The organism is Paenibacillus solani, from assembly GCF_050475945.1.
Lineage (GTDB): Bacteria > Bacillota > Bacilli > Paenibacillales > Paenibacillaceae > Paenibacillus_AQ > Paenibacillus_AQ solani_A.
Genome location: NZ_JBCMXJ010000012.1, coordinates 1 through 21,467, shown reverse-complemented (window position 1 = coordinate 21,467; position 21,467 = coordinate 1). Strand labels below are relative to the sequence as shown.

Below are 21,467 nucleotides of genomic sequence, written 5' to 3'. Positions count from 1 at the left end.
GACATTGAACAGTACCCTTAGTCTAAGATATCTATCCTTAATCCCCCGGATAACATCTTTCATCTGAATTGTATCAGCTCAGCAGCTTAATACCTCTAAACTTCTCCATGATCAATCCACACTTTTCACTTGACTTATCTCCTTATATATGGATATAGTTAATACATACTCTATTTTAAAGGAGAAATTTTGATGTCGGTGGTTGTTCTTAACTAACCAAATTTCATATGGACCGAAATGTGTAAAAAATTGGCATTTCCCTGTAATGGGATATGTTTATTTTTTGATGCGTAATCATTTCGTCCGTTGAATTAGTTAAGAACTGCGGATATCAATGGAAGCCTCTTTAGAGTTATTCCGATTAGGATATGGTCATCCGTGCTGAGTTCAGCACGGATTTTTTGGGTCCCCCCTCTTTTTTAACAATCATGAGGTGGCGTCGAACTGTACCCAGGGAGCCATAACCAATCAGAATACCCGATATATGGGCGGAAAGCGAACCTTAGTAGTTCGTTTTCCGCCCTTTTTGCGTTGTATAACCATCTATTCTATAGCCAAAAGGAGAATACCAAGCCATGAAACCATTCACATTAAACAAGTTAGAGTATGAGAAAATACGTACTGAACTCGAGCGTTTCGCTGTATCATACCTGGGAATTGAGCATATTCGAGCAATGGCTCCCCTCACCCAGCTGAAAGCTATCCGCAACAAATTGAATGAAACGGAGGAAGCCAAAATCCTGCTCCAAGCCGGAGCAAGCGTACCGATCCCCTCCCTGGAGGGAATCCAGATGGTCCTCGATCTGCTCGGCACAGGATACGTGCTGACTGAGCGTGACTTCGGGAATATGGTTCAGTATCTAAGAAGCTGCCGTCAGCTCATTCAGTACATGAATGCCAAGGGCAGCCTTGCCCCCACGATTAGCTCCTATGCTTCTTCTATGCATGAACTGCGGCCACTGCTGTCTGAAATCGAACGCAGCATACACGGAGGCCGCGTGGTAGATAGCGCCAGCAAAGACCTAGCCAAAATCCGCAAAAAAATCATCGTAACCGAAGAACGGATCAAGCGTAAGCTGGACAGCCTGATGAGCCGTTACAAAGGCATCATGCAGGAGAATGTCATCAGCAAGCGCGGGGGGCGTTATGTGCTGCCTATCAAGAAAGAACACCGCAGAGCCGTGAACGGCTCTATTCTGGATGAATCGGCCAGCGGGCAGACGGTATTTATCGAACCTTCGGACTTGCAGGGCCTTCAAATGGAGTTGAATCTTCTTCATGCCGATGAGGGCAGAGAAGAAACAAAAGTGCTCAGTGATTTAACAGCACTTGCTGAGCAGTATCAATCTGAACTTAACATTAATGCCGAAACCGTTGGAATTTACGACTACGTGATAGCCAGAGGAAAATACGCCATTGCCATCGGTGGGCGCAACGTGAATTTGAACCAGGAGGGATTCATCAATCTGAAATCCGCTATCCATCCTTTAATCGGCTCTGCCATGGTACCTTTGGACTTTACCATCGGAGAACATTACAAAACATTGATCATTACAGGACCTAATACAGGCGGCAAAACTTCAGCGCTTAAGACGGTGGGCCTCATCACCGTTATGGTACAATCCGGCCTACTGGTACCTGTAGCGGAAGGCAGCCATTGCGCTATCTTTGACGAGGTATCCGTTGATATTGGAGATGGGCAGAGTCTGGAGCACGCGCTCAGCACGTTCTCGGCGCATATCCGCAATATCCGCGACATATTGGAAACAGCAGGTCAATCAACGCTCGTCCTGTTGGATGAAATGGCTTCCGGGACGGATCCGGGAGAGGGGGTCGGGTTATCCATTGCCATCTTAGAGGAACTGAATAAACGACGGGCAACGGTTGTCGTAACAACCCATTTCACCGAAATCAAAAATTTTGCGGAGCGTACTGCGGGTTTTGAAAATGCCCGGATGGAATTCGATGCAGAGACACTGGAGCCACTCTATCGCTTGCGGATTGGAGAAGCCGGTCACAGTTATGCCTTTGTCATCGCTGCGAAGCTTGGCATACCAGAGGCGATCATCGTCAGATCGCGTGAAATCACCGAAGGAGGGAATGTAAAGAATGGCGGAATACCTAGGCTCGAACCAGCAGAGGCTACGTCATGGATAGATGACTTGGGCACACCACAGTCACTCCCCTTACCGCCGATTCATGATCAAGCAGAGCTAGAGGACGCTGAAGAAAGCCACATTGAGCCCTCTCCCACTTCTCTATACCAACTGGGCGATCGTGTTTACGTTCCTTATATGAAACGAAGTGGAACGGTTTATGAAGCCATGGATAACATGGGCAATATTGGCGTTATGATTCAGAAAGAACGTCTGAAGATTAACCATAAACGCCTCAAACCCTATATTGCGGCCAAGGATCTCTATCCGGAAGATTATGACCTTGATATCGTGTTTGAGAGCAAAGAAAACCGGAAGAAACGCAAACTGATGAACCGAAAACATGTTGAGGGACTGCAAATTGAAACGAAGCCGGAATAACAAAGCTCGCATGATAAGTCACAGGGTATCTTAGAAGAAATACAGGTTTTGCTAAGGAGAGATAACAATGAATTTACGCACAGAAACCAAGCATGATTATGAGAAGGTCCAAGACCTTCTCATGCGGGCTTTTCCCGGAAGGGAAGAAGCGACTCTGGTACGCAGACTGCGGGAAGACAAAAACTTTCAACAGGAATTGTCGATTGTAGCTGAAGAAGATGGGATCATCAAGGGACATATTATGTTCAGCCGAGCCAGTCTTTTTGACGGTATTGATTGCCACCCCGTGGCTGCACTTGGACCGCTCGCCGTCCTTCCAGAATATCAGCGACAAGGGATCGGCGGGATGCTGATTGAAGAAGGCAAACAACGGTGTCTTGGGCATGGCTTTCCACTTGTTTTTCTAATAGGTCATCCGGGTTATTACCCCCGATACGGGTTTCTGAAGGCGAGAGCATATGGAATCGACATTACCCAGTTCAATGTTTCTGATGAAGTATTTATGGTTGCCGAGCTTCAGCGGGGCGAACTTGATCACTTGCATGGCGAGTTTCGTTTCCACTCCGCATTTGAGGAATTAGAGTAAGTCGAGTTTTCGAACTCATTAACCGAATAGGTTTCGTCAAACGAGGCAATCCTTGGTGGCATTCGGCTTCTGATATGTTGTACAATAAAGTCTAAATGACTATTTGAAGGATGGTTTTCAACATGTATGTAGCTCAGGATTGGCAAGATTACGAAGTCATCGACACCGGAGGCGGAGAAAAGCTGGAACGCTGGGGCGATGTCATTCTCAGACGTCCGGATCCGCAGATCATTTGGCCGATTGAACATGAAGACGCTCAGTGGCGCAGTGTTCACGGTCACTATCACCGCAGTTCATCCGGCGGTGGTCAGTGGGATATGAAGAAACAGCTTCCGGATCGCTGGACCATATCGTATGACCGCTTGAAATTTCATATTCGTCCAACCAATTTCAAACATACCGGATTGTTTCCGGAACAGGCAGCCAACTGGCGCTGGATGATGGATAAGATCGCTTCCGCGGGGCGCCCGATCAGCGTGCTGAACCTATTTGCATACACGGGTGGTGCAACGGTCGCCGCTGCATCAGCCGGCGCACAGGTTGTCCATGTGGATGCTGCGAAGGGCATGGTGCAATGGGCCAAGGAAAACGCGGCATTATCCGGCTTAGCTGACCGTCCTATTCGTTATATTACGGATGACGTGTTTAAATTCGTTCAGCGGGAACAGCGCCGGGGAAACAAGTATGATGCAATCATTATGGACCCGCCATCTTATGGACGTGGACCGAGCGGTGAAACATGGAAGCTTGAACAAAGCCTGTATCCCTTCCTTGAGAGCTGTATGAGCATCGTATCAGATCAACCGTTGTTTATGCTGATTAACTCTTATACAACAGGTATCTCCCCTACCGTTCTGAACAACATGCTGACCATGACCATGAAGCCGAAGTATGGCGGTACCATCAGTGCAGGCGAAATCGGGCTGCCGATTACTCGCTCCGGTATGAACCTGCCATGCGGCATCCTGGGTCGTTGGGAGTCTGAGTAATGAACAAACGGGAGCCAGCAGCATATCCGGTTGTACCGATCCTGTTCGAGGATAACCATGTCTTAGGCGTGAGCAAGCCGGTAAACATCCCCTCGCAGGAGGATGCTACCGGAGATCTCGATATGCTGACCATATTAAAACAGGACATCAAGGATCGCTATAACAAACCGGGCAATGTATATCTAGGCTTGGTGCACCGTCTAGACCGTCCGGTTGGCGGAGCGATGGTATTCGCCAAGACCTCCAAAGCCGCTTCCCGGTTATCGGAATCTGTCCGCAATCGCAGCTTTCGCAAACAATATGTCGCGGTCGTTCACGGTATTCCTGCCAAAACTTCGGGCCGGCTTGTCAATATGCTGTACAAGGACGTTCGAACCAATACCGTCCACGTTACCTCAAAAGGTACAGACGGGGCTAAGGAAGCCATTTTGGATTACAGCGTCCTTCACACGGCCGAAAACTACAGCCTGGTTCTGATCGAACTGCACACCGGCAGGCCGCATCAAATACGTGTACAGCTCAGCCATGCCGGTCATCCGCTGTTTGGTGATCAGAAGTACGGAAGCAAGGTGAACAAAGCCGGTCAGCAGATTGCCCTATGGTCCATTCTCGTCGGATTTCCTCACCCTGTTACCAAAGAGGACATTACCATTCGATCCATGCCGCCTTCTCTTTACCCGTGGAGCCTCTTCCCCATGGACAAGCTGGAATCAAGCCTGGGATCCGACCTATAGAACGATAAAAAACGAAATCCCTTAGAGGGATTTCGTTTTTTATATATCTATGTAAACATGAGAGATACTATAAAATGATATTCCTTAATAGAATATATTATCCCCTTTACTTTTAACAAAGAATGTTGAAGAATAGTAGCTATTTTAAATTAACATTTTTTTGGTTTAAATGAACATATCTGGTATATAATCAAACACCAGCGAATCTGAGATCTACGGGAGTGACAAGCATCAGCATTTCATTAGTCTGGAATGCTTCCACGGATAATGTGGGTGTAACCGGCTATGAAGTCTGCCAGGGCCAAACACTGATCACAACGGTATCCGGCAGCACACTATCTTACACGGTGAGTGGCTTGACACCAAACACAGCTTATAGCTTTACTGTCAAGGCTCGTGATGCAGCAGGTAATATTTCATCTGCAAGCAATGAGCTGCCTACCAACGTGCCTTCTTTATGGTTGCTGAAATCATAACCGCTGCAACTTGCTGCCATCCCTTCGGGGGGCTTCTCTAATGACTATCACCGTTTTATAGCTCTACGCCTCTACTAAGACCCTCTGTGGAGCTGTACTAATCTTCCCTAACAGATAGACAAGCAGCTGTTGATTATGGGAAGATATACGATTCAGTATTTGGGATAGATACTCTTCCCGAACTTGTAACCCGCGTGTATATTCCTCGTGGCCTTTATAAGAGATGGTCACCCAGACAATCCGTCGATCATCCGCATCCCGCTCCCGTTTGATCAACTCATTCTTCTCCATCCGGTCTAATAGCATAGTTACCGCTGCCGGGCTTGTAGCCAGATAGGGAATGAAGTCGGACGGTTTCATCCGCTTCTGCTCTGCAAGCACCTCCAACACCATCAGCTGTGACTCCGTCAATGTTGGTGCTAATCCCGCTTCCATATGAAGTTTATAGTCCTTGGCCAGCTTCGACCATACCTTGGCAAATTCGGCTGTATGCATATATATCCCGTCCTTTCAGTTAGATCTGTCATGATCATCTCTCGACTGCTTGATGTATATTATAGACAACAGGAGAAAATTGAGATAAAAAAACGAGTCGGCACTCCATAATAGTTTATAGGATTAAGTTTCGGAGTTGACCGCCGAATATCCTTCTTTTTCCGTAAAAAAATATAATTTCTAACCAAGCGACAAATCCCGTCATTCCTTATATGACGGCCTTTCTCATGTTTCTTCTTCCCTCGACATTTCAAGACATATGTCAAATAGTATAAATGGATAGCATGCACCTCAGTCTCTCATATTAAAAAAAACACCTCGATATCAAATCAAGGTGCTTTTTCCCCATTCGTCTTCTTCATTTATAAATTTCAGTTCGTTACTGGTGATTACCTAGCTCTCTTTGCCTGCGTCTGTATGCGGGAGACTGACCAGATCAACAATTTGACCATTCTTGCCAACATCGGCAAGAAGTTTGCCAATGGATTTACGTTCTCCGATCGGAACTTTCTCTGTATGGATCTGATAAGCTTGTCCATCTCCGCTATAAGCTGTAATAAGCAGCGGTTCACGGCAATAGAATGCTCCAGCGATGGCGCTGCCATTGGGCTTCACCCGTTTGCCTTCCTTGAACTCGAAAGTAGCAATCCCTTTACCACCGCGGCTTTGGATCGGATAATCCAGAAGCAGGCTTCGCTTGCCATATCCAAGATCGGTAATGGTCAAAATTTCCCCTTCATCGTTCTCCACCCATAATGCTGCTACGACTTCATCACCTTCGCGGAGCTGGATTCCCCGAACCCCGCCGGATACGCGTCCCATTGCATTAACTTCCTGCTCATTGAAGCGAATGCTCATTCCATCTTTAGAGATCAATACGATATCTTTTTGCTGATCACTCATCACAACCTGGATGATACTGTCTTCGGCAGCAACCTTGGCAGCCGCGACGGCTCCCGTTCGCTTGGTTACATAATCCTTAAGCTCCGTGCGTTTAACCTGACCTTTACGGCTTACAAAGACAAGCGACTTACCCGGCTCTTCAAAATTGGAAACAGGAATGACCGAAACGATATGGTCCTCCTTCGGTACCTGAATGACGTTCACGATCGCCGTACCGGCATCCTTCCATTTATATTCCGGAATTTGGTGAACCGGCAGGAGGAAATATTGCCCTCTGCTCGTGAATATCAGGAGGTTTTCGAGCGTATTAATCTCAAACAGGCGGGTGATATAATCCCCCTCCTTGACGCCCGAGCTTTCCAGCTCGCCTCCGCTGCGCGTGAAGGATAACATGCTTGTACGCTTGATGTAGCCTTCATTCGATAAGGTTACAATCACATCCTCTGCGTTGACCAACACCTCGAGATTAACCTTGATCTCTTCCACTTCTTCCTGAATGACAGAACGACGGTCGATACCGTACTTCTCGCGTATTTCAAGCAGCTCTTTACGTATGAGAGCAATCAGCTTCTTGTCGCTGTTCAATACGGCACGGAAGCCCTCGATTTTCTTCATCAGCTCGTCCAGCTCTTTTTGCAGGGAATGAATCTCAAGATTGGTGAGGCGGTATAATTGCAGAGTCAGAATAGAATCGGCCTGCCGCTCGGTGAAACCGAACATCCATTGCAGGTTATTCTGCGCATCCTGGCGATTCTTGGACGCCTTGATCGCGGCAATGACTTCATCCAGAATGTTCAGCGCCTTAACCAGACCTTCCAGGACATGCGCCCGATCCTCAGCTTTCTCCAGCTCATACTGTGTTCGGTTCGTAACGACTTCACGCTGATGATCAATATAAGCAGACAGCATGGCTTTGAGCCCAAGCTGTTGAGGAGTCTTGTTCACGATCGCAACCATATTGAAGTTATACGTAATTTGCAGATCCGTTTTCTTGAACAAATACGCAAGGATTCCGTTTGCGTCCGCATCCTTCTTCAGTTCCACAACGATACGAAGTCCCTCACGTCCACTTTCATCACGGACCTCGGCGATGCCCTCGACTTTTTTCTCAAGCCGAATATTCTCCATGGCTGTCACCAGCCGTGACTTAACGACCTGGTAGGGAATTTCCGTGATGACGATCTGCTGCTTGCCGCCCCGAAGCGATTCAATATCTGTCTTCGACCGCAGATAAACGCGTCCCTTACCTGTCCGATATGCATCCAGAATCCCTTCTCCGCCCATAATGATGCCGCTGGTCGGGAAGTCCGGTCCTTTGATAAAGGTCATAATCTCGACCAGCTCAATTTCCGGCTTTTGCATGACGGCAATACAAGCGTCTATAACTTCGCGCAGATTATGCGGCGGAATTTCAGTGGCAAAACCTGCAGAAATCCCGCTAGCTCCGTTGACAAGCAAATTCGGATAACGGGAAGGCAGTACAACCGGCTCCTTGGCCGTATTATCAAAATTGTCCTTGAACAGCACGGTCCGCTTCTCGATGTCCCGAAGAAGTTCCAAGGCGATCGGCGACAGCCTTGCCTCGGTATACCGCATTGCTGCTGCCGGGTCATCGTCCTGAGACCCCCAATTTCCATGCCCGTCGACCAACACATGTCCCATCTTCCAAGGCTGCGCCATCCGAACCATACCTTCATAAATGGATGAATCTCCGTGCGGATGATAGTTACCCATGACATCACCGACGGTTTTCGCCGATTTACGGTATGGTTTATCCGGTGTGTTACCTGAATCGTACATGGCATACAAAATCCGACGCTGTACGGGCTTCAAGCCATCACGTACGTCGGGAATCGCCCGATCCTGAATAATGTATTTGGAATATCTGCCAAACCGGTCACCTACAACCTCTTCCAGATAAGCCGGTAAAAATTGCTCCGATAAACTCATTCCTTCACCTTCTATTCCTCAAACTCCGCGAAGTTTACATTTTCTACAATCCAGCGTTTGCGGGGATCTACCTTATCCCCCATTAACGTAGACACGCGACGCTCCGCTTTCGCGGCGTCTTCAATTTGCACCTGCAGCAGCGTCCGTGTGTCCGGGTTCATCGTCGTTTCCCACAATTGATCGGGATTCATCTCGCCCAGTCCCTTGTAACGCTGCAGCTCATAGCTCTTGTATTCCTTCAAATAATTGGCCAGCTGCTCATCCGTCCAGGCGTAACGAACGGTTTCCAGCTTGCCGGATTTACTGGCGATTTTGTACAGCGGAGGCTGTGCAAGATATACACGTCCCTCGTCGATCAAAGGCTTCATATACCTGTAGAAGAACGTAAGCAGCAGTACCTGGATGTGAGCGCCATCCGTATCCGCATCGGTCATTATGATGATTTTGGAGTAATTGCTATCTCCGGAGGTAAACTCCGTTCCAATCCCTGCACCGATGGCAGCCACAATCGCTCGGTATTCATCATTTTTCAATATATCGGCCAGCTTCGATTTTTCCGGATTCATCGGCTTACCCTTAAGTGGCAGAATTGCCTGGATTTTTGAATCCCGTCCCTGCTTAGCCGAGCCGCCTGCTGAGTCTCCTTCAACAATGAACAATTCGGTTCTTGAAAAATCCTTGGACTGCGCAGGTGTCAGCTTCCCGCCGAGGTTGGAGCTTTCACTGCGTTTTTTGCCGCTGCGCATCTCATCTCTTGCCTTGCGGGCTGCTTCACGCGCTCTGGACGCCTGAATGGCTTTCTTCAGCAGCGTTTGTGCAATCTGCGGGTTCTCCTCGAGGAAGATTTGCATCTTCTCGGTGACAATGCTATCAACCGCACTTCGTGCAGAAGCACTTCCGAGCTGATCCTTCGTCTGGCCCACGAATTCGACCTCAGCCATCTTCACACTGATAACGGTCATCATGCCTTCACGAAGGTCGTTCCCCTCCAGGTTCTTGTCTTTTTCCTTCAGTAAATTATTTTTGCGGGCATAATCATTCATGACCCGGGTATACGCTGTCTTGAAACCCGTCTCATGGGTTCCGCCACCGCGCGTCGGAATGGAGTTTACGAATGAGGCAAGCGTTTCAGTGTAACCTGCATTATATTGAAGCGCAATTTCGACTTCGATTTCGTCCTTTTCGGCATAAAAGTGGATGACATCATGCAGTACGTCCTTGCCTTCATTTAAAAATTGCACAAACTGGCTGGCGCCACCTTCATAAAAGAACTCTTCACCATTGCCGCTGCGCTCGTCCTTTAATACAATTCGCAGACCTGAATTCAGGAATGCAATCTCCTGTAAGCGCTCTGCTAACGTATCATAATTCAGATGCGTGCCCGCAGGAAATACCCGCGAATCCGGTTTAAAGGTGATTTTGGTGCCTGTTTTGTTCGTATTACCAATCACTTCAAGACCGGTTACCGGTTCTCCGACATGCTCTTTTCCTTTTTTGTCCTGCCAGTATTCAAATCGTTGACGATGGATTTTACCTTCACGGTATATCTCCACCTCCAGCCATTCGGACAACGCATTGGTTACAGATGCTCCAACGCCATGAAGACCACCGGACTTCTTGTATCCGGAACCTCCGAATTTCCCGCCTGCATGCAGGATTGTAAACACAACCTGAGGGGTTGGAATACCCGTTTTGTGCATGCCGGTTGGTATACCGCGTCCGTTGTCATATACTGTAGCAGATCCATCTTTATGCAATGTAATTTCAATTCTCGAGCAGTACTTGGCCAAATGCTCATCGACGGCGTTGTCCACAATTTCCCATACGAGATGGTGCAAGCCCGACGAGCTTGTGCTCCCTATGTACATGCCTGGCCGTTTGCGTACCGCAACAAGGCCTTCGAGCACTTGAATGTCGTCAGCATCGTATCCTGAACGGGGATTACCGCCGTTCTTTGATGACTCTGCAAACATATCGATCTGTTCGACCATTCATGCTCCTCCTTCAATTTCACGTATCTCGTGTATTTCTATTTTGACATTTCTCTGCTATTAGTAGAACAGGGTTCTATTAAAAATGCAAACAAATGTTTCATGCTTTGTCCATTTTAATTCAAGATATCCCTTCTCGTAAAGACACTGAATGAAACAATCCCCGCACAAATCGCCCAGAGGGCCAGTACACCAAGGGAAAAATTCAATGTCATCCCTTCAATTGGCGGCAAATTACCAGCTAAATATCCCGTCAAATTGAGATTTACCATAAACAGATACTTCGCGCTGCTCCATGCCGATGCCATATTCGTCAAGATCGTGCCGGCGATCAGCGAAGCCATCATAATCACGATGCTTGCGGCCGTACTGCGTACAAGCACAGACACCATAAAAGCCAGCATGCCGACACAAGCGCCCACAAACCACACCAAACCGCCCTGCATCAGCAGGTACTTCCACTGTGGCACGGCATGAACGCCCGACATATCCACCTCTGATCCTGCAATCCGGAAACCGGTGAAGACAGGCAATTCAAAACCAGCATATCCGAAGGCCAGGCCGGAGATTAGATAAGCGATGATAAAAGTGGAAACAACGATCAGTGACGTAAACATAATCAGGGCAATAAGCTTACTCAGCAGCACTTTCCATCGCTTGACGGGTCTTGTCAGGAGCATTTTGATCGTACCCGTTGTCCGTTCTCCAGAAACGATATCTGAAGCAATGGCCATGATGAGCAGCGGGATAAACAGGGATATGGCATTGTCCATAAATTCCCGCGTAAATGTTACTCCGTTTGGTTGATTAGGATTTACATCATGCTGCAAATAATACTGCATTTGCTGAATAAAAATCTGACGGTATCGTTTCCACTCATCCGGCACCCTGTCGCTGCTTAGTGAATTCTCATTATCCGTGATTCGCTGCTGAAGCTCAAGCCGCCAATCGCTGTTGAACTTCTCCTGGCTTCTTTCAGCAGACTTCATTTGGGCATAAGTAAACATGGGAACCAGAACTAGCAGGACCAGCAGGATAACATAGAATCGCTTGCGTTTTATAATCTTGATACATTCGTTCTTAATCAGCGGTAACAGATTACTCAATACGCTCACCTTCCGTCATCTGCAGGAATAACTGCTCCAGCGTCGGATTAATCCGGTGAACCTCCCGGACCTGAACCCCTGCGGCTACCAGTGCTGTAACCGCTTTTGGCGTATATGCTGAATGGATTCGGGTCACAACTGCACCTTGAGGCATTCCTGCCAGCAAACTGTCATCCAGCACTTCTTCCGGTCGTTCCACAATTTCGCAATAGTCTAACTTTAGCAGTATTCGCTTCCCTTGGACAGCCGGACTCAGATCCCAGATCACATGATCACTATTACCGGCAATCAATTCATCAACGTCACCTACGGCCAGCACTCGGCCGCTGCTAATGATCGCTACACGATCACACAATAGCTGAATCTCGCTGAGCAGATGACTGGAGACAAAAACCGCCATCCCTTCATCGGCTAATTGACGTATGAACTGGCGCATTTCCTTGATCCCTTTCGGGTCCAAGCCATTCGTCGGTTCATCCAATATAAGCAGCCTCGGTCTGCCGAGAAGCGCCTGTGCTATACCAAGCCGCTGTCGCATTCCTAGTGAATATGTGCTGACCTTATCATGTATTCTTCGATCCAGTCTAACCATCTCAACAACTTCCTCGATTCGCTGCTGATCAATCCCTGGCTGCATGCGGGCAAAATGCTCGAGATTCTCCCATCCTGTCAGATAGGCATACATTTCAGGATTCTCCACGATCGAGCCAATATGGCGGAGTGCTTGCTCTTGCTGGCGGTTGACGTCATATCCACAAACGGAAATCTTGCCTGCTGAAGGTTTGATGAGATCCACTAACATGCGGATCGTCGTTGTCTTGCCTGCACCGTTAGGTCCCAGGAAACCGAAGATTTCCCCGGCACGCACATCGAAGGATACATCATGTATAATCCATTTTCGACCGATTTTCTTTTTTACATGCTGGATAGACAGTACGATTTCTTCTGCTCGCTCATTCATCGAATCCAACTCCCTATTTGACATCCTTCATCCACTCTACAGCATGCCTTGTACAATACGATCCGCTATAGCCTGATATCCTGCTCCGTTCGGGTGAAAGTGGTCGGAAGACAGATACTTGCCAAGCTTATGCTGGAACAGATCAAACGTAGCCACCAGCGTCATATTGGAATCCCGATTCACGATCTCCATAACCGCATGATTCCATGCAGTCACAACCACATTCCCAGGGATGAGCAAATCCTCTATGTCAGCAAAAGGATGGTACAGGCCTATATAAACGATGCGAGCATCCGGATTAATCGTACGAATCTTCTCTAAAATGGTCTGCAGGCGCTCAGACGCCTGAGGCAAAGCACTCATCAGCTTGGCAGGATCGAGCTCTAAATTATCGGAATTTGTAGCTCCCTCCAACAGACCGCTGCCCTGAAACAGGTCATTGCCACCTATAGAGAGCATAATAACATTTGCTTGCTTCAAGGCATACTGTATTCCCTGATCATCCAGCTTGGGCAGCAGCCCTTCGGTCGTCAGCCCATTTATCGCAAGATTGGCCAGTACGCTTGCTGAACGTCCATCCTCATTTAGTAGCTCCACACTTCGGCGCACGAAGCCACCCCCCGCAGAGTCACCCGTTCCCTTGGCTAGGGAATCACCCAGAACGGTTACCTGCAATTCATTCGGCAGTACCGGCTGTGAAGGAACGCTTTCATGCTGTTCAGGGCTTGTCTCCCCTGCAGAAATATCAGCCTTGTCACCGGAGACCAAGGGCTGTCCTTGCGGATTATTAATATCGTTAAACGCGTACACAAAACCAAAAATCAGCACAATCGTTACAATTACCGACACGGAGGCAGTGATTCGCCATATCCATGCAGATGATTTCATGACACTCCCCCTATAAAATTCCTCATGTACATTACCTTAAGACTTCTATTAAAAATTTGCAAATGAGAATGCAAAAAGAGCTGCCTCGGACGCAGTCTTCCTGCGTGCCGCAGCAGCTCGATTATTATTAGTTGAAATAAGTGCTTACTGGCTAATAAATTCTTGAACCCAATAACCGTTGTAGTACCCCACACCGATCATTGTGAAATTCGGGGACAGAATATTCTCACGGTGTCCTTGGCTGTTCATCCAGGAGTTCATCACTTCTTGAGGTGTACGCTGCCCTTTAGCAATATTCTCTCCGGCATAGCCGAAAGATATGCCATAAGCTTTCATCATATCGAATGGGGAACCATGTGTCGGCGAAGTGTGGCTGAAGTAATTGTTATCGCTCATATCCTTCGCTTTATCTACCGCTACGGTTGTCAGCTTGGCATGGACCGTAAGCGGCTTAAGACCTGCATTAGCACGTTCCTTGTTTACCAATTCAACAACCTCGGAAGCAAACTTCGATTGTTCCGTAGTACCTGTAGATTCGGAAGGCTGAGAAGGTTTAGTTGATGGAGCACTGGTCTCAGGTTTGCTGGCTTCCGGTTTACTTGTCTCGGGTTTACTGGTTTCTGGTTTGCTTGTTTCTGGCTTGCTAACTTCTGGTTTGCTGGTTTGTGGAGTCTCCACAGGTTTATCAGTCTGAGGTTTCTCAGCCTGCGGCTTCTGAACAACAACCCACTTGAACTGGGATTCCAAGCCTTGGCTTTTGAGGAACTCTTGTATTTTTTGTTGCCAGTTTACATATTGATTATTCTCGACAGGGGCAGCTGAGGCCGTCGTTGGCAGCATTAACCCGACAGCCAATGCAGCAGCAATACTTCCTCCAGCTATTTTCTTGATCCAATGATTGTTCATGTTATCTCATCTCCTAGCACTAAGTTGATAGATCTGCCTGTTCGTCCTTCCTCTATGCAAACTTCATGATGTCTTGGACGAACAAGCCTTGGTTACATTTTTGTAATCAGCTACGAACACATTGTAACACATCTGAAACCTTCGACAAGGCTACAATTGTTGGAAACGCCATCAAATGTTTCCTCTCCGCTTTCGGTTCATCAGTCTGGTTTAAGGTCATAACAAAGAAAAAACCCGTCCCAAACTTGGGACGGGTTCATGAAGAGACGAGAGCTACAGCTTCTTGCTGAACTGGTACCCCGCCTTTTCAAATCCAATATGTTCATAAAATGCATGTGCGGGAGGAAGTTCTTCCCGATTGCCGCTTGTGAGAAACAAGAGGTGGCTACCATGCTGTCTTCCCCATGTCTCTGCACCGCGTATCAGTCTTTTGCCAATGCCTTGGCCGCGGCAGCTTGAGGTTACAATAACCGAAGTGATTTGAGTGACCGGTTCGGTCATAGTGAAAGATTTGACTTGACGAAGCATAATCATTCCAACTACAACGCCATCTACCTCTGCAACCAGGTTGCCGTATAGAGGGTTGTCGTTCATGGCTTCCATCCGTTCACGCATGACATTTAGCGTCGTCGGATAATTCAGTTCCCGCATTAGGGATGTGACTGCTTCCAAATCATTCTTCTCAAAGTTTCGAATCAGCAGTGCAGGCGCAGATAATACGCTTTCGATGCTCATTATACCCTCATGCTTCCCTTCTTCTATGAAATGTGAACAGACTCTATTTCTATTTTGTAAGTTTATGAAGAAGATTGCAAGTCTCAACCGACATTTTTTTTACATTTGTGTCTGTTTTGTTAAACCTTTGTTAAGCATTTTTACAAAAATCGGTATTGCGCTTCAATTAATCCATAATAGATGCCCTGCTTTTGCATAAGCTGGCTGTGATTTCCTTCTTCCATAATCTCACCATGATCCAGCACCACAATATGATCAGCATGCCGAATCGTAGATAAGCGGTGAGCCACAATAAAGGAAGTTCGGCCCTGAAGCAGCACTTTGAGAGCCTCCTGGATTTTCAACTCTGTCTCGGTGTCGATACTCGCTGTTGCTTCATCCAGTATCAGAATACGCGGATCGGCAAGAAGTGCTCTCGCGAAGGATAATAGCTGCCGCTGACCCATGGACAGCATATTTCCGCGCTCTTCAACCTCGGTATCGTAGCCGCCGGGCATTTGAGCAATGAAATCGTGGGCTCCGACTGCCTTGGCGACCTCCTCAATCTCCTCATTGGTGGCATCCAGGCGGCCAAACCGGATATTATCCCGAATCGTGCCTGAGAAAATGAACGTGTCCTGCAGCACGATACCAATCTGGTTTCGCAGGCTTTCCACTGTTACCGACCGAATATCATATCCATCGATGGTTAATTTGCCTTCGGTAATATCATAGAATCGGCTCAGCAAATTAATGATGGTACTCTTACCTGATCCCGTATGACCCACAAGCGCAATCGATTGGCCTGCCTTTACATCCAAATTGATTCCTTTTAGAGCCTGGCGTCCTTTCTCATACTCGAACACCACATTTTCCAGCTTAATATTTCCTTGGATGGTCGGTAATTTCTTGGCTCCCGGCTCATCATCTATGCTTGGTTTCTCGTCGATAAACTCAAAAATACGTTCCGAAGAAGCCATCGCGACAAGCAGCTGATTATACATCTGACCAAGCCGGTTGATCGGCTCCCAGAAGTTCCCGACATATTGGGTAAAGGCAATCAACAGACCAATGGTGAGCTCGCCTTGCTGAATCAAGACGGCGCCAAGCCAGAACAGAATCAACGATCCGAAACCACCGGTAATCTCGATAAGTGGTCCGAACGCCTGGTTCATCGCTGATGCTTTATCCCAGGACTTCTTGCTGTCCAAGTTCATGTTATCGAAGAATTTCATATTCTCTTCTTCTTGTGTGTAAGCCTGGGTAACCCGAATCCCTTGAATGGATTCATTCAAGTGGGAATTAATCCGCGAGTTCCGGATCCGCACTTCCTGCCACGCACGGCGAATGCGCACGCGTAGCTTCGTTGAGATAAAGAACATGATCGGAACCGTCACGATGACGGCAAGACCGAGTTTCCAGTTAATTAACAGCAGGATGATCACGATTCCGACAAGCTGTACGCAGTCGATGATCAGGTTGACGACCCCGTTGGTAAACAAATCCTGCAGCGAGTTGACATCATTTGTAACGCGAACTAGCACGGAGCCAGCCGGACGCTTGTCAAAGAAATTAAAGGACAAGCGCTGGATATGCCGGAACAAATCTGCGCGAAGGTCATAGATGACACGCTGACCGATGATATTCGTAAACTTGATACGGAAGATCCCCGCAACCCATTGAATGATATACATAGCGAGTACTGCAATCGTAATCTGATAAAGCAGGGTCAGACTTGGATTGCCCTCCTGCGGATCAATGGCCCGGTCAATAGCCAAGCTGGTCAGGAAAGGAATCGCGAGCTTCGTTATCGTGCCGATGACCATCATCAGCCCGATCAACGGCAGGATCTGTTTGGCATATGGTTTCATATACGAAATCAGACGTGTAAGCTGCGCCCAGTTAAACGGTTTTTCTATTGCATCGTCATCCTTGTAAACAAAACGTTCATTGGTTTCATCCGAGGTTTTTCGCGGCCTCGGAATTTTCTGCTGCTGATGCGGCTCAGTATTTACATTGGCGTTCATGCTTGCACCTGCCCTTGCGTACCACCTGCTTGAGCTTGCTTGGCAATCAGGTCCGCGTATTGTATTTTATATACATCCTGGTAAGGCCCCGGCACTGCAATCAAATCGTTATGTTTGCCGCGCTGTACGACTTTACCCTCATCCAGAACGAGAATTTCGTCCGCATGACGCAAGGAAGAAATCCGGTGAGCGATGATAAAAGTCGTTCTGCCATTCATGACCTCCTGGAAGCCGGATTGAATCTCATGCTCCGTTTCCATATCCACGGCACTGGTGGCATCATCCAAGATAAGAATTTTTGGGTCTTTCAGCAGGGCACGGGCAATGGCGATCCGCTGCTTCTGACCGCCGGAGAGACCCATTCCCCGTTCCCCGACAATCGTATCGTAGCCATCCTTCATTTCCATAATAAAATCATGGGCTTTAGCCAGCTTGGCTACCCGAATGATTTCATCCATGCTGACATTCTTCATACCATAAGCAATGTTGTTACGGATACTGGACGAGAACAGGAATGTCTCTTGGAAGACGGTTGCGATCTGACTGCGCAGACTACGGATCTTAATATCATTGATGTTCCTGCCATCCAATTTGATGCTGCCCTGATTTACATTGTAGGCATGCATCAAGAGCTGGATAATGGTTGATTTACCGGAGCCTGTTCCCCCGAGCAAACCGATGACAGAACCGGGACGAGCATCCAGATTAATATCTTGTACTGCAGCCATTTTGTTGCCGTATGCGAAGGTGACATTATCAAAAACAACATGTCCCTTCACTTCGCTTGGCACCAAATCTACCGCACGTTCCCTGTCTTCGACATCAACAGGCTGATTCAAGAGCTCCAGCACCCGCTCCCCCGAAGCCTTGGACTGCGTATAGTTGTTAATATGGAATCCGATTCCCCACAAAGGACCGATGATGTACCAGATCAAAGTGAAGAAAGCAGCCAGCTCCCCTACTGTCATGGAGCCGTGGATAACCATCGCGCCGCCAACGGCCAGCAGAATGACAACACTGATATTCGCGAACAGCTCCATCATCGGAAAGTAGCGGGCCCATAATGAAGAGGCGAAAATTTGGTTAGCTTTGTAACGCTCATTCCGTTCAGAGAACTTCTCCACCTCATGCGGTTCGCGGGCGAAGGATTTAACGGTACGGACACCCGTAATATTCTCCTGTACGGCCGTAGTCAGTGAGCTTAGCGCCAGGCGCATCTCCTGAAAGGCCGGGTGGATCTTAGATTCGAACTTCAGCGCGGCCACAACAAGAAATGGCATCGCTACCAAAGTAATCAGCGTTAATTTCCAGCTGATCGTGAACATCATGATGGAACCGAAGGTCACCATGAGTACCAGGTTCAGGAGTTGGGCAAAGCCAAAACCGATAAACATCCGGATCGCTTCCAAATCCCCCGTCAACCGTGACATCAAATCCCCAGTCCGGGCCGTGTCATAATAACGGAATGATAAAAATTGCAATTTTTCGTAGCAGGCGTTTCGCATCGAGTAAGCCAGGTAGTTGCCCAGCCTTCCTCCAAAGAATCCATGCAAAAACTGCATGAAAGCTTTAAGGATCACCACGCCCAGCACAGTAAGTGCCAGCTGGGGTACGATGCCGAAATTCTTCATTTTGATGGCATCGTCAATCAGCACTCTTAACAGCTGCGGATAGACCAGCCCGAGTGCGGTTGCAATCGCCAGACACAGAATGGAAAGAAAAAGATAACTTCGTTTCTCCCAAAAGAAGCCCTGCAGTTGCCTGAGAACATTCATGTTTATCCTCCTTTGGATAATTTACGTTCAGGTTATGTAGCATTTATGAAGTTTATCATCGACCTGAACCAGCGGCAAAGATAGAAAACCGTCATATATGAGCCAAAAGAACCTAAAGAGGGCAATTTGGTGAACAAATCTTTGTTTACTAATTAAATCATCGTTAATTCTCATAAATACTAGGGGATATAATCACATTGTCAATACCCGTACATGTCGGGCGCCGCCCACTCTTTTTGAGTTTTTTAAACATCCTTGCAAAAGGGTAAAATCCTAACCCGCTTTTCTCCCAATCTCGGGCTCCAAAGCGTATAAAACATGTCTGAAGGCTGACTGAAGCACGGACCAGCACAAGATAAAAAAAGACGCCCAACGCAGGCTAAGCTGCGGGACGTCTTCTTCTTTATTAGTTCATGATGAAGAAGCGAATCCGTCGGATGCTCTCTCTCCATAATCCATCCAGGAGATTTTATCATGAATGTATTCCTATCTTCATAATAGGTAATCCTTACTTCTTCTGAGTAATAGGAATCATTTGATCCAAATCATCAGCCAGCTTGCTCCACATGAATGGAGATTGGCCATCCTGTAACGAGGTGAGAATCGCACTTATGGATTCCTTCAATTGTTCCTCTAATACGGAAACATGGTGCTTAAGCGAGCCTTCGGCCATTCTGACATAATGCTCAGTCAATTGACCTTCCCGTATAGCGACCACACCAGCCACGGCTTCTTTCACTTTCGGCTCAGCCACCTCACGGAGCTTTGAGCTGCCGCTGCCTTCAAAGAAATGCTTCGGATTCTTAAAGGTCGACCAGAAGGATAACCAATCTCCTTCAATTTGCAGCTCTGTTTCTTCCAGCTCGGGCGGTGCCCATTCCTTATCCTTACGTAGAGCCAGGGACAGACCCTCGGTCATCGCATTGATCTCGGCTGCAGCCTTCAAAGCAGCGTTTTCCGTTAATTGGCGCCCTGCCGTCTCCAAACGAAGCGTTGTCGCCCATAACTCCTGATCCAGCTCCAGAGACATCGTCCGCATCAAATCACGCCCACATGCCGTGAAGGCCGATTTCAAATGACCGGCATCTTCTCTAAGCACGGACGGGTTGAATGCCTCCTGGAAAAAGCGAGTCATGGCATAATCCAGCCGCTGCCGCACATGAAACAGCAGTTCGCTGCTTTCCTGCGCGATATCGCGAGTCATCTGCAGCTCGCCTAATGCAGCAAGCCGGGACAGTGCCCGCTCCTGAACTGCCTCCAGCTCCGCAATCTTGTGTGCCCTAGTCGTCTCATCCTGGGCGGCCATGTCCGCCCACGCTCTGATGCGGTCACGAACAGAAATAATTTCATCATATCCTGCTCGCTGGGACAGCTTTGGCAGCTCTTCAACCGCAAATCGGCTAAGCGCCTCTTCAAAGACCGTGAAGCCCGATCCTCTCAAGCTCTCTTCATCTCCGCTTAGCTTGCTGTCTAAAGCCGCAAGACTGGAGACAGGGAAAATATGCGGTCTGCCTACTCCACTAGCCGTAAGATTGGTACGAACATGCTTCACAACCTCATCCAGCTCGTCTTTGGATTGGGCCAGATCTGCCGCATTAACGACAAAGAACATTTTATCCAGCGCAAAGCTGTCTTTCACGCGGCCGAGCTGGGACAGAAATTGCCGGTCCGCTTTAGAGAATGCATGGTTGTAATATGTTACATACACAATGGCATCGGCATTCTTAATATAGTTGAATGTTACGCCGGTATGGCGGGCATGCAGGGAATCCGCTCCCGGCGTATCGACCAGCACAATTCCTTGCTCTGTCATCGGACAGCTGTAATACAAATCAATTCCGTCTACGAAGCAGGACTTGGTTTCATCGGCTACATAACCGCGATATTCAGCCAGCTGTACGGTTTCCGTTGTACCGAGTTTAGCCTCCATCACATCCCAGCCAGCAGCGGCGGCTTTCAGGAAACCATAATGCGGCAGGCCTGCCGGGTGAATGCCAGCCGGATTCAACCCTTCAGCTATACTGCGCCATTGCTCCGGTGTTGGCTCTTGAAGGCCCAAAACGCCGAACGAATATTTAAGATCATCCCACCACATCTCCCGGCTTTTCATCCGTACAGCTGCGGTTCCATGACTGTTCCCTTCAGTCGGCGCCAGGATGCGGTTCACCGCTGCCGTCGTCGGGTGCGGTGACACCGGTAAGACCGACTCGCCAAGCAATGCATTGGCGAAGGAGGACTTTCCGGCGCTGAACGCTCCGAACAGCGCCAGGGTGAACGAGCCGCCCGCCATCGCCTCTGCGCGGGCGATCAAATCCCGCGCGGCCGAGGCGAGCGCGGGATGCGGCGTCAGCAGCGCAGCCGCCGCGCGCAGCTCGGCTGCCGCGGCCTCAAGCCGCTGGCGCCGCTGCGGTGCCGCCGCCTGCGCAGCG

Annotated in this window: 16 protein-coding genes; 5 read left to right on the top strand and 11 right to left on the bottom strand. The window is 48.3% G+C overall.

Features of this window, described 5'->3' with window-relative positions; translation table 11 throughout:
- Positions 1–575: 575 nt before the first annotated feature.
- From ABEQ74_RS13480 to ABEQ74_RS13460, 5 genes are all read left to right on the top strand, one after another.
- Positions 576–2,537: an endonuclease MutS2 gene (locus ABEQ74_RS13480; RefSeq protein WP_430122686.1), complete on the top strand. Its 1,962-nt coding sequence runs from the start codon at positions 576–578 to the stop codon at positions 2,535–2,537.
- Positions 2,538–2,604: 67 nt separating this feature from the next.
- Positions 2,605–3,123 carry a GNAT family N-acetyltransferase gene (locus ABEQ74_RS13475; RefSeq protein WP_430122685.1) on the top strand — a complete coding sequence of 173 codons (519 nt, stop codon included), beginning with the start codon at positions 2,605–2,607 and terminating at the stop codon, positions 3,121–3,123.
- Between the two features lie 122 nt (positions 3,124–3,245).
- Positions 3,246–4,112 carry a class I SAM-dependent methyltransferase gene (locus ABEQ74_RS13470; RefSeq protein ID WP_430122684.1) on the top strand — a complete coding sequence of 289 codons (867 nt, stop codon included), beginning with the start codon at positions 3,246–3,248 and terminating at the stop codon, positions 4,110–4,112.
- Complete coding sequence (locus ABEQ74_RS13465) at positions 4,112–4,846, top strand: RluA family pseudouridine synthase (RefSeq protein ID WP_430122683.1); 735 nt, start codon at positions 4,112–4,114, stop codon at positions 4,844–4,846. The genes ABEQ74_RS13470 and ABEQ74_RS13465 overlap by 1 nt, the downstream gene beginning before the upstream one ends.
- A gap of 179 nt (positions 4,847–5,025) precedes the next feature.
- Positions 5,026–5,322, top strand: a complete 297-nt coding sequence (locus ABEQ74_RS13460) for a fibronectin type III domain-containing protein (protein WP_430122911.1) — start codon at positions 5,026–5,028, stop codon at positions 5,320–5,322.
- 63 nt (positions 5,323–5,385) lie between these two features.
- Here ABEQ74_RS13460 and ABEQ74_RS13455 read toward each other — a convergent pair whose 3' ends face one another.
- From ABEQ74_RS13455 to ABEQ74_RS13405, 11 genes are all read right to left on the bottom strand, one after another.
- The gene (locus ABEQ74_RS13455; protein ID WP_430122682.1) at positions 5,386–5,817 is read right to left on the bottom strand and encodes a MarR family transcriptional regulator; all 432 of its coding nucleotides are present in this window, start codon (positions 5,815–5,817) and stop codon (positions 5,386–5,388) included.
- 393 nt (positions 5,818–6,210) lie between these two features.
- Entirely contained in the window at positions 6,211–8,670 is a 2,460-nt protein-coding gene (gyrA, locus tag ABEQ74_RS13450; RefSeq protein WP_430122681.1) for a DNA gyrase subunit A, read from the bottom strand.
- An 11-nt stretch (positions 8,671–8,681) separates the two neighbouring features.
- Positions 8,682–10,661 carry a DNA topoisomerase IV subunit B gene (parE, locus tag ABEQ74_RS13445; protein WP_430122680.1) on the bottom strand — a complete coding sequence of 660 codons (1,980 nt, stop codon included), beginning with the start codon at positions 10,659–10,661 and terminating at the stop codon, positions 8,682–8,684.
- Between the two features lie 116 nt (positions 10,662–10,777).
- Positions 10,778–11,767, bottom strand: coding sequence for an ABC transporter permease (locus ABEQ74_RS13440; protein WP_430122679.1), 990 nt, complete (start codon positions 11,765–11,767; stop codon positions 10,778–10,780).
- Positions 11,760–12,728, bottom strand: coding sequence for an ABC transporter ATP-binding protein (locus tag ABEQ74_RS13435; protein ID WP_430122678.1), 969 nt, complete (start codon positions 12,726–12,728; stop codon positions 11,760–11,762). The genes ABEQ74_RS13440 and ABEQ74_RS13435 overlap by 8 nt, the downstream gene beginning before the upstream one ends.
- A 36-nt stretch (positions 12,729–12,764) precedes the next feature.
- On the bottom strand, positions 12,765–13,616 hold the full coding sequence (locus ABEQ74_RS13430) for a GDSL-type esterase/lipase family protein (RefSeq protein ID WP_430122677.1): 852 nt from the start codon (positions 13,614–13,616) through the stop codon (positions 12,765–12,767).
- A 144-nt stretch (positions 13,617–13,760) separates the two neighbouring features.
- Positions 13,761–14,522 (bottom strand): CAP domain-containing protein, encoded by a 762-nt coding sequence (locus ABEQ74_RS13425; RefSeq protein ID WP_430122676.1) that lies wholly within the window; start codon positions 14,520–14,522, stop codon positions 13,761–13,763.
- 273 nt (positions 14,523–14,795) lie between these two features.
- The gene (locus tag ABEQ74_RS13420) at positions 14,796–15,257 is read right to left on the bottom strand and encodes a GNAT family N-acetyltransferase (RefSeq protein ID WP_430122675.1); all 462 of its coding nucleotides are present in this window, start codon (positions 15,255–15,257) and stop codon (positions 14,796–14,798) included.
- Between the two features lie 140 nt (positions 15,258–15,397).
- Positions 15,398–17,263, bottom strand: coding sequence for an ABC transporter ATP-binding protein (locus tag ABEQ74_RS13415; protein ID WP_430122674.1), 1,866 nt, complete (start codon positions 17,261–17,263; stop codon positions 15,398–15,400).
- Complete coding sequence (locus tag ABEQ74_RS13410; protein ID WP_430122673.1) at positions 17,260–19,038, bottom strand: ABC transporter ATP-binding protein; 1,779 nt, start codon at positions 19,036–19,038, stop codon at positions 17,260–17,262. Before ABEQ74_RS13410 ends, ABEQ74_RS13415 begins: the two co-directional genes overlap by 4 nt.
- A 508-nt stretch (positions 19,039–19,546) precedes the next feature.
- Positions 19,547–21,467: dynamin family protein (locus ABEQ74_RS13405; protein WP_430122672.1), on the bottom strand; the 1,921-nt coding region annotated here is incomplete at its 5' end.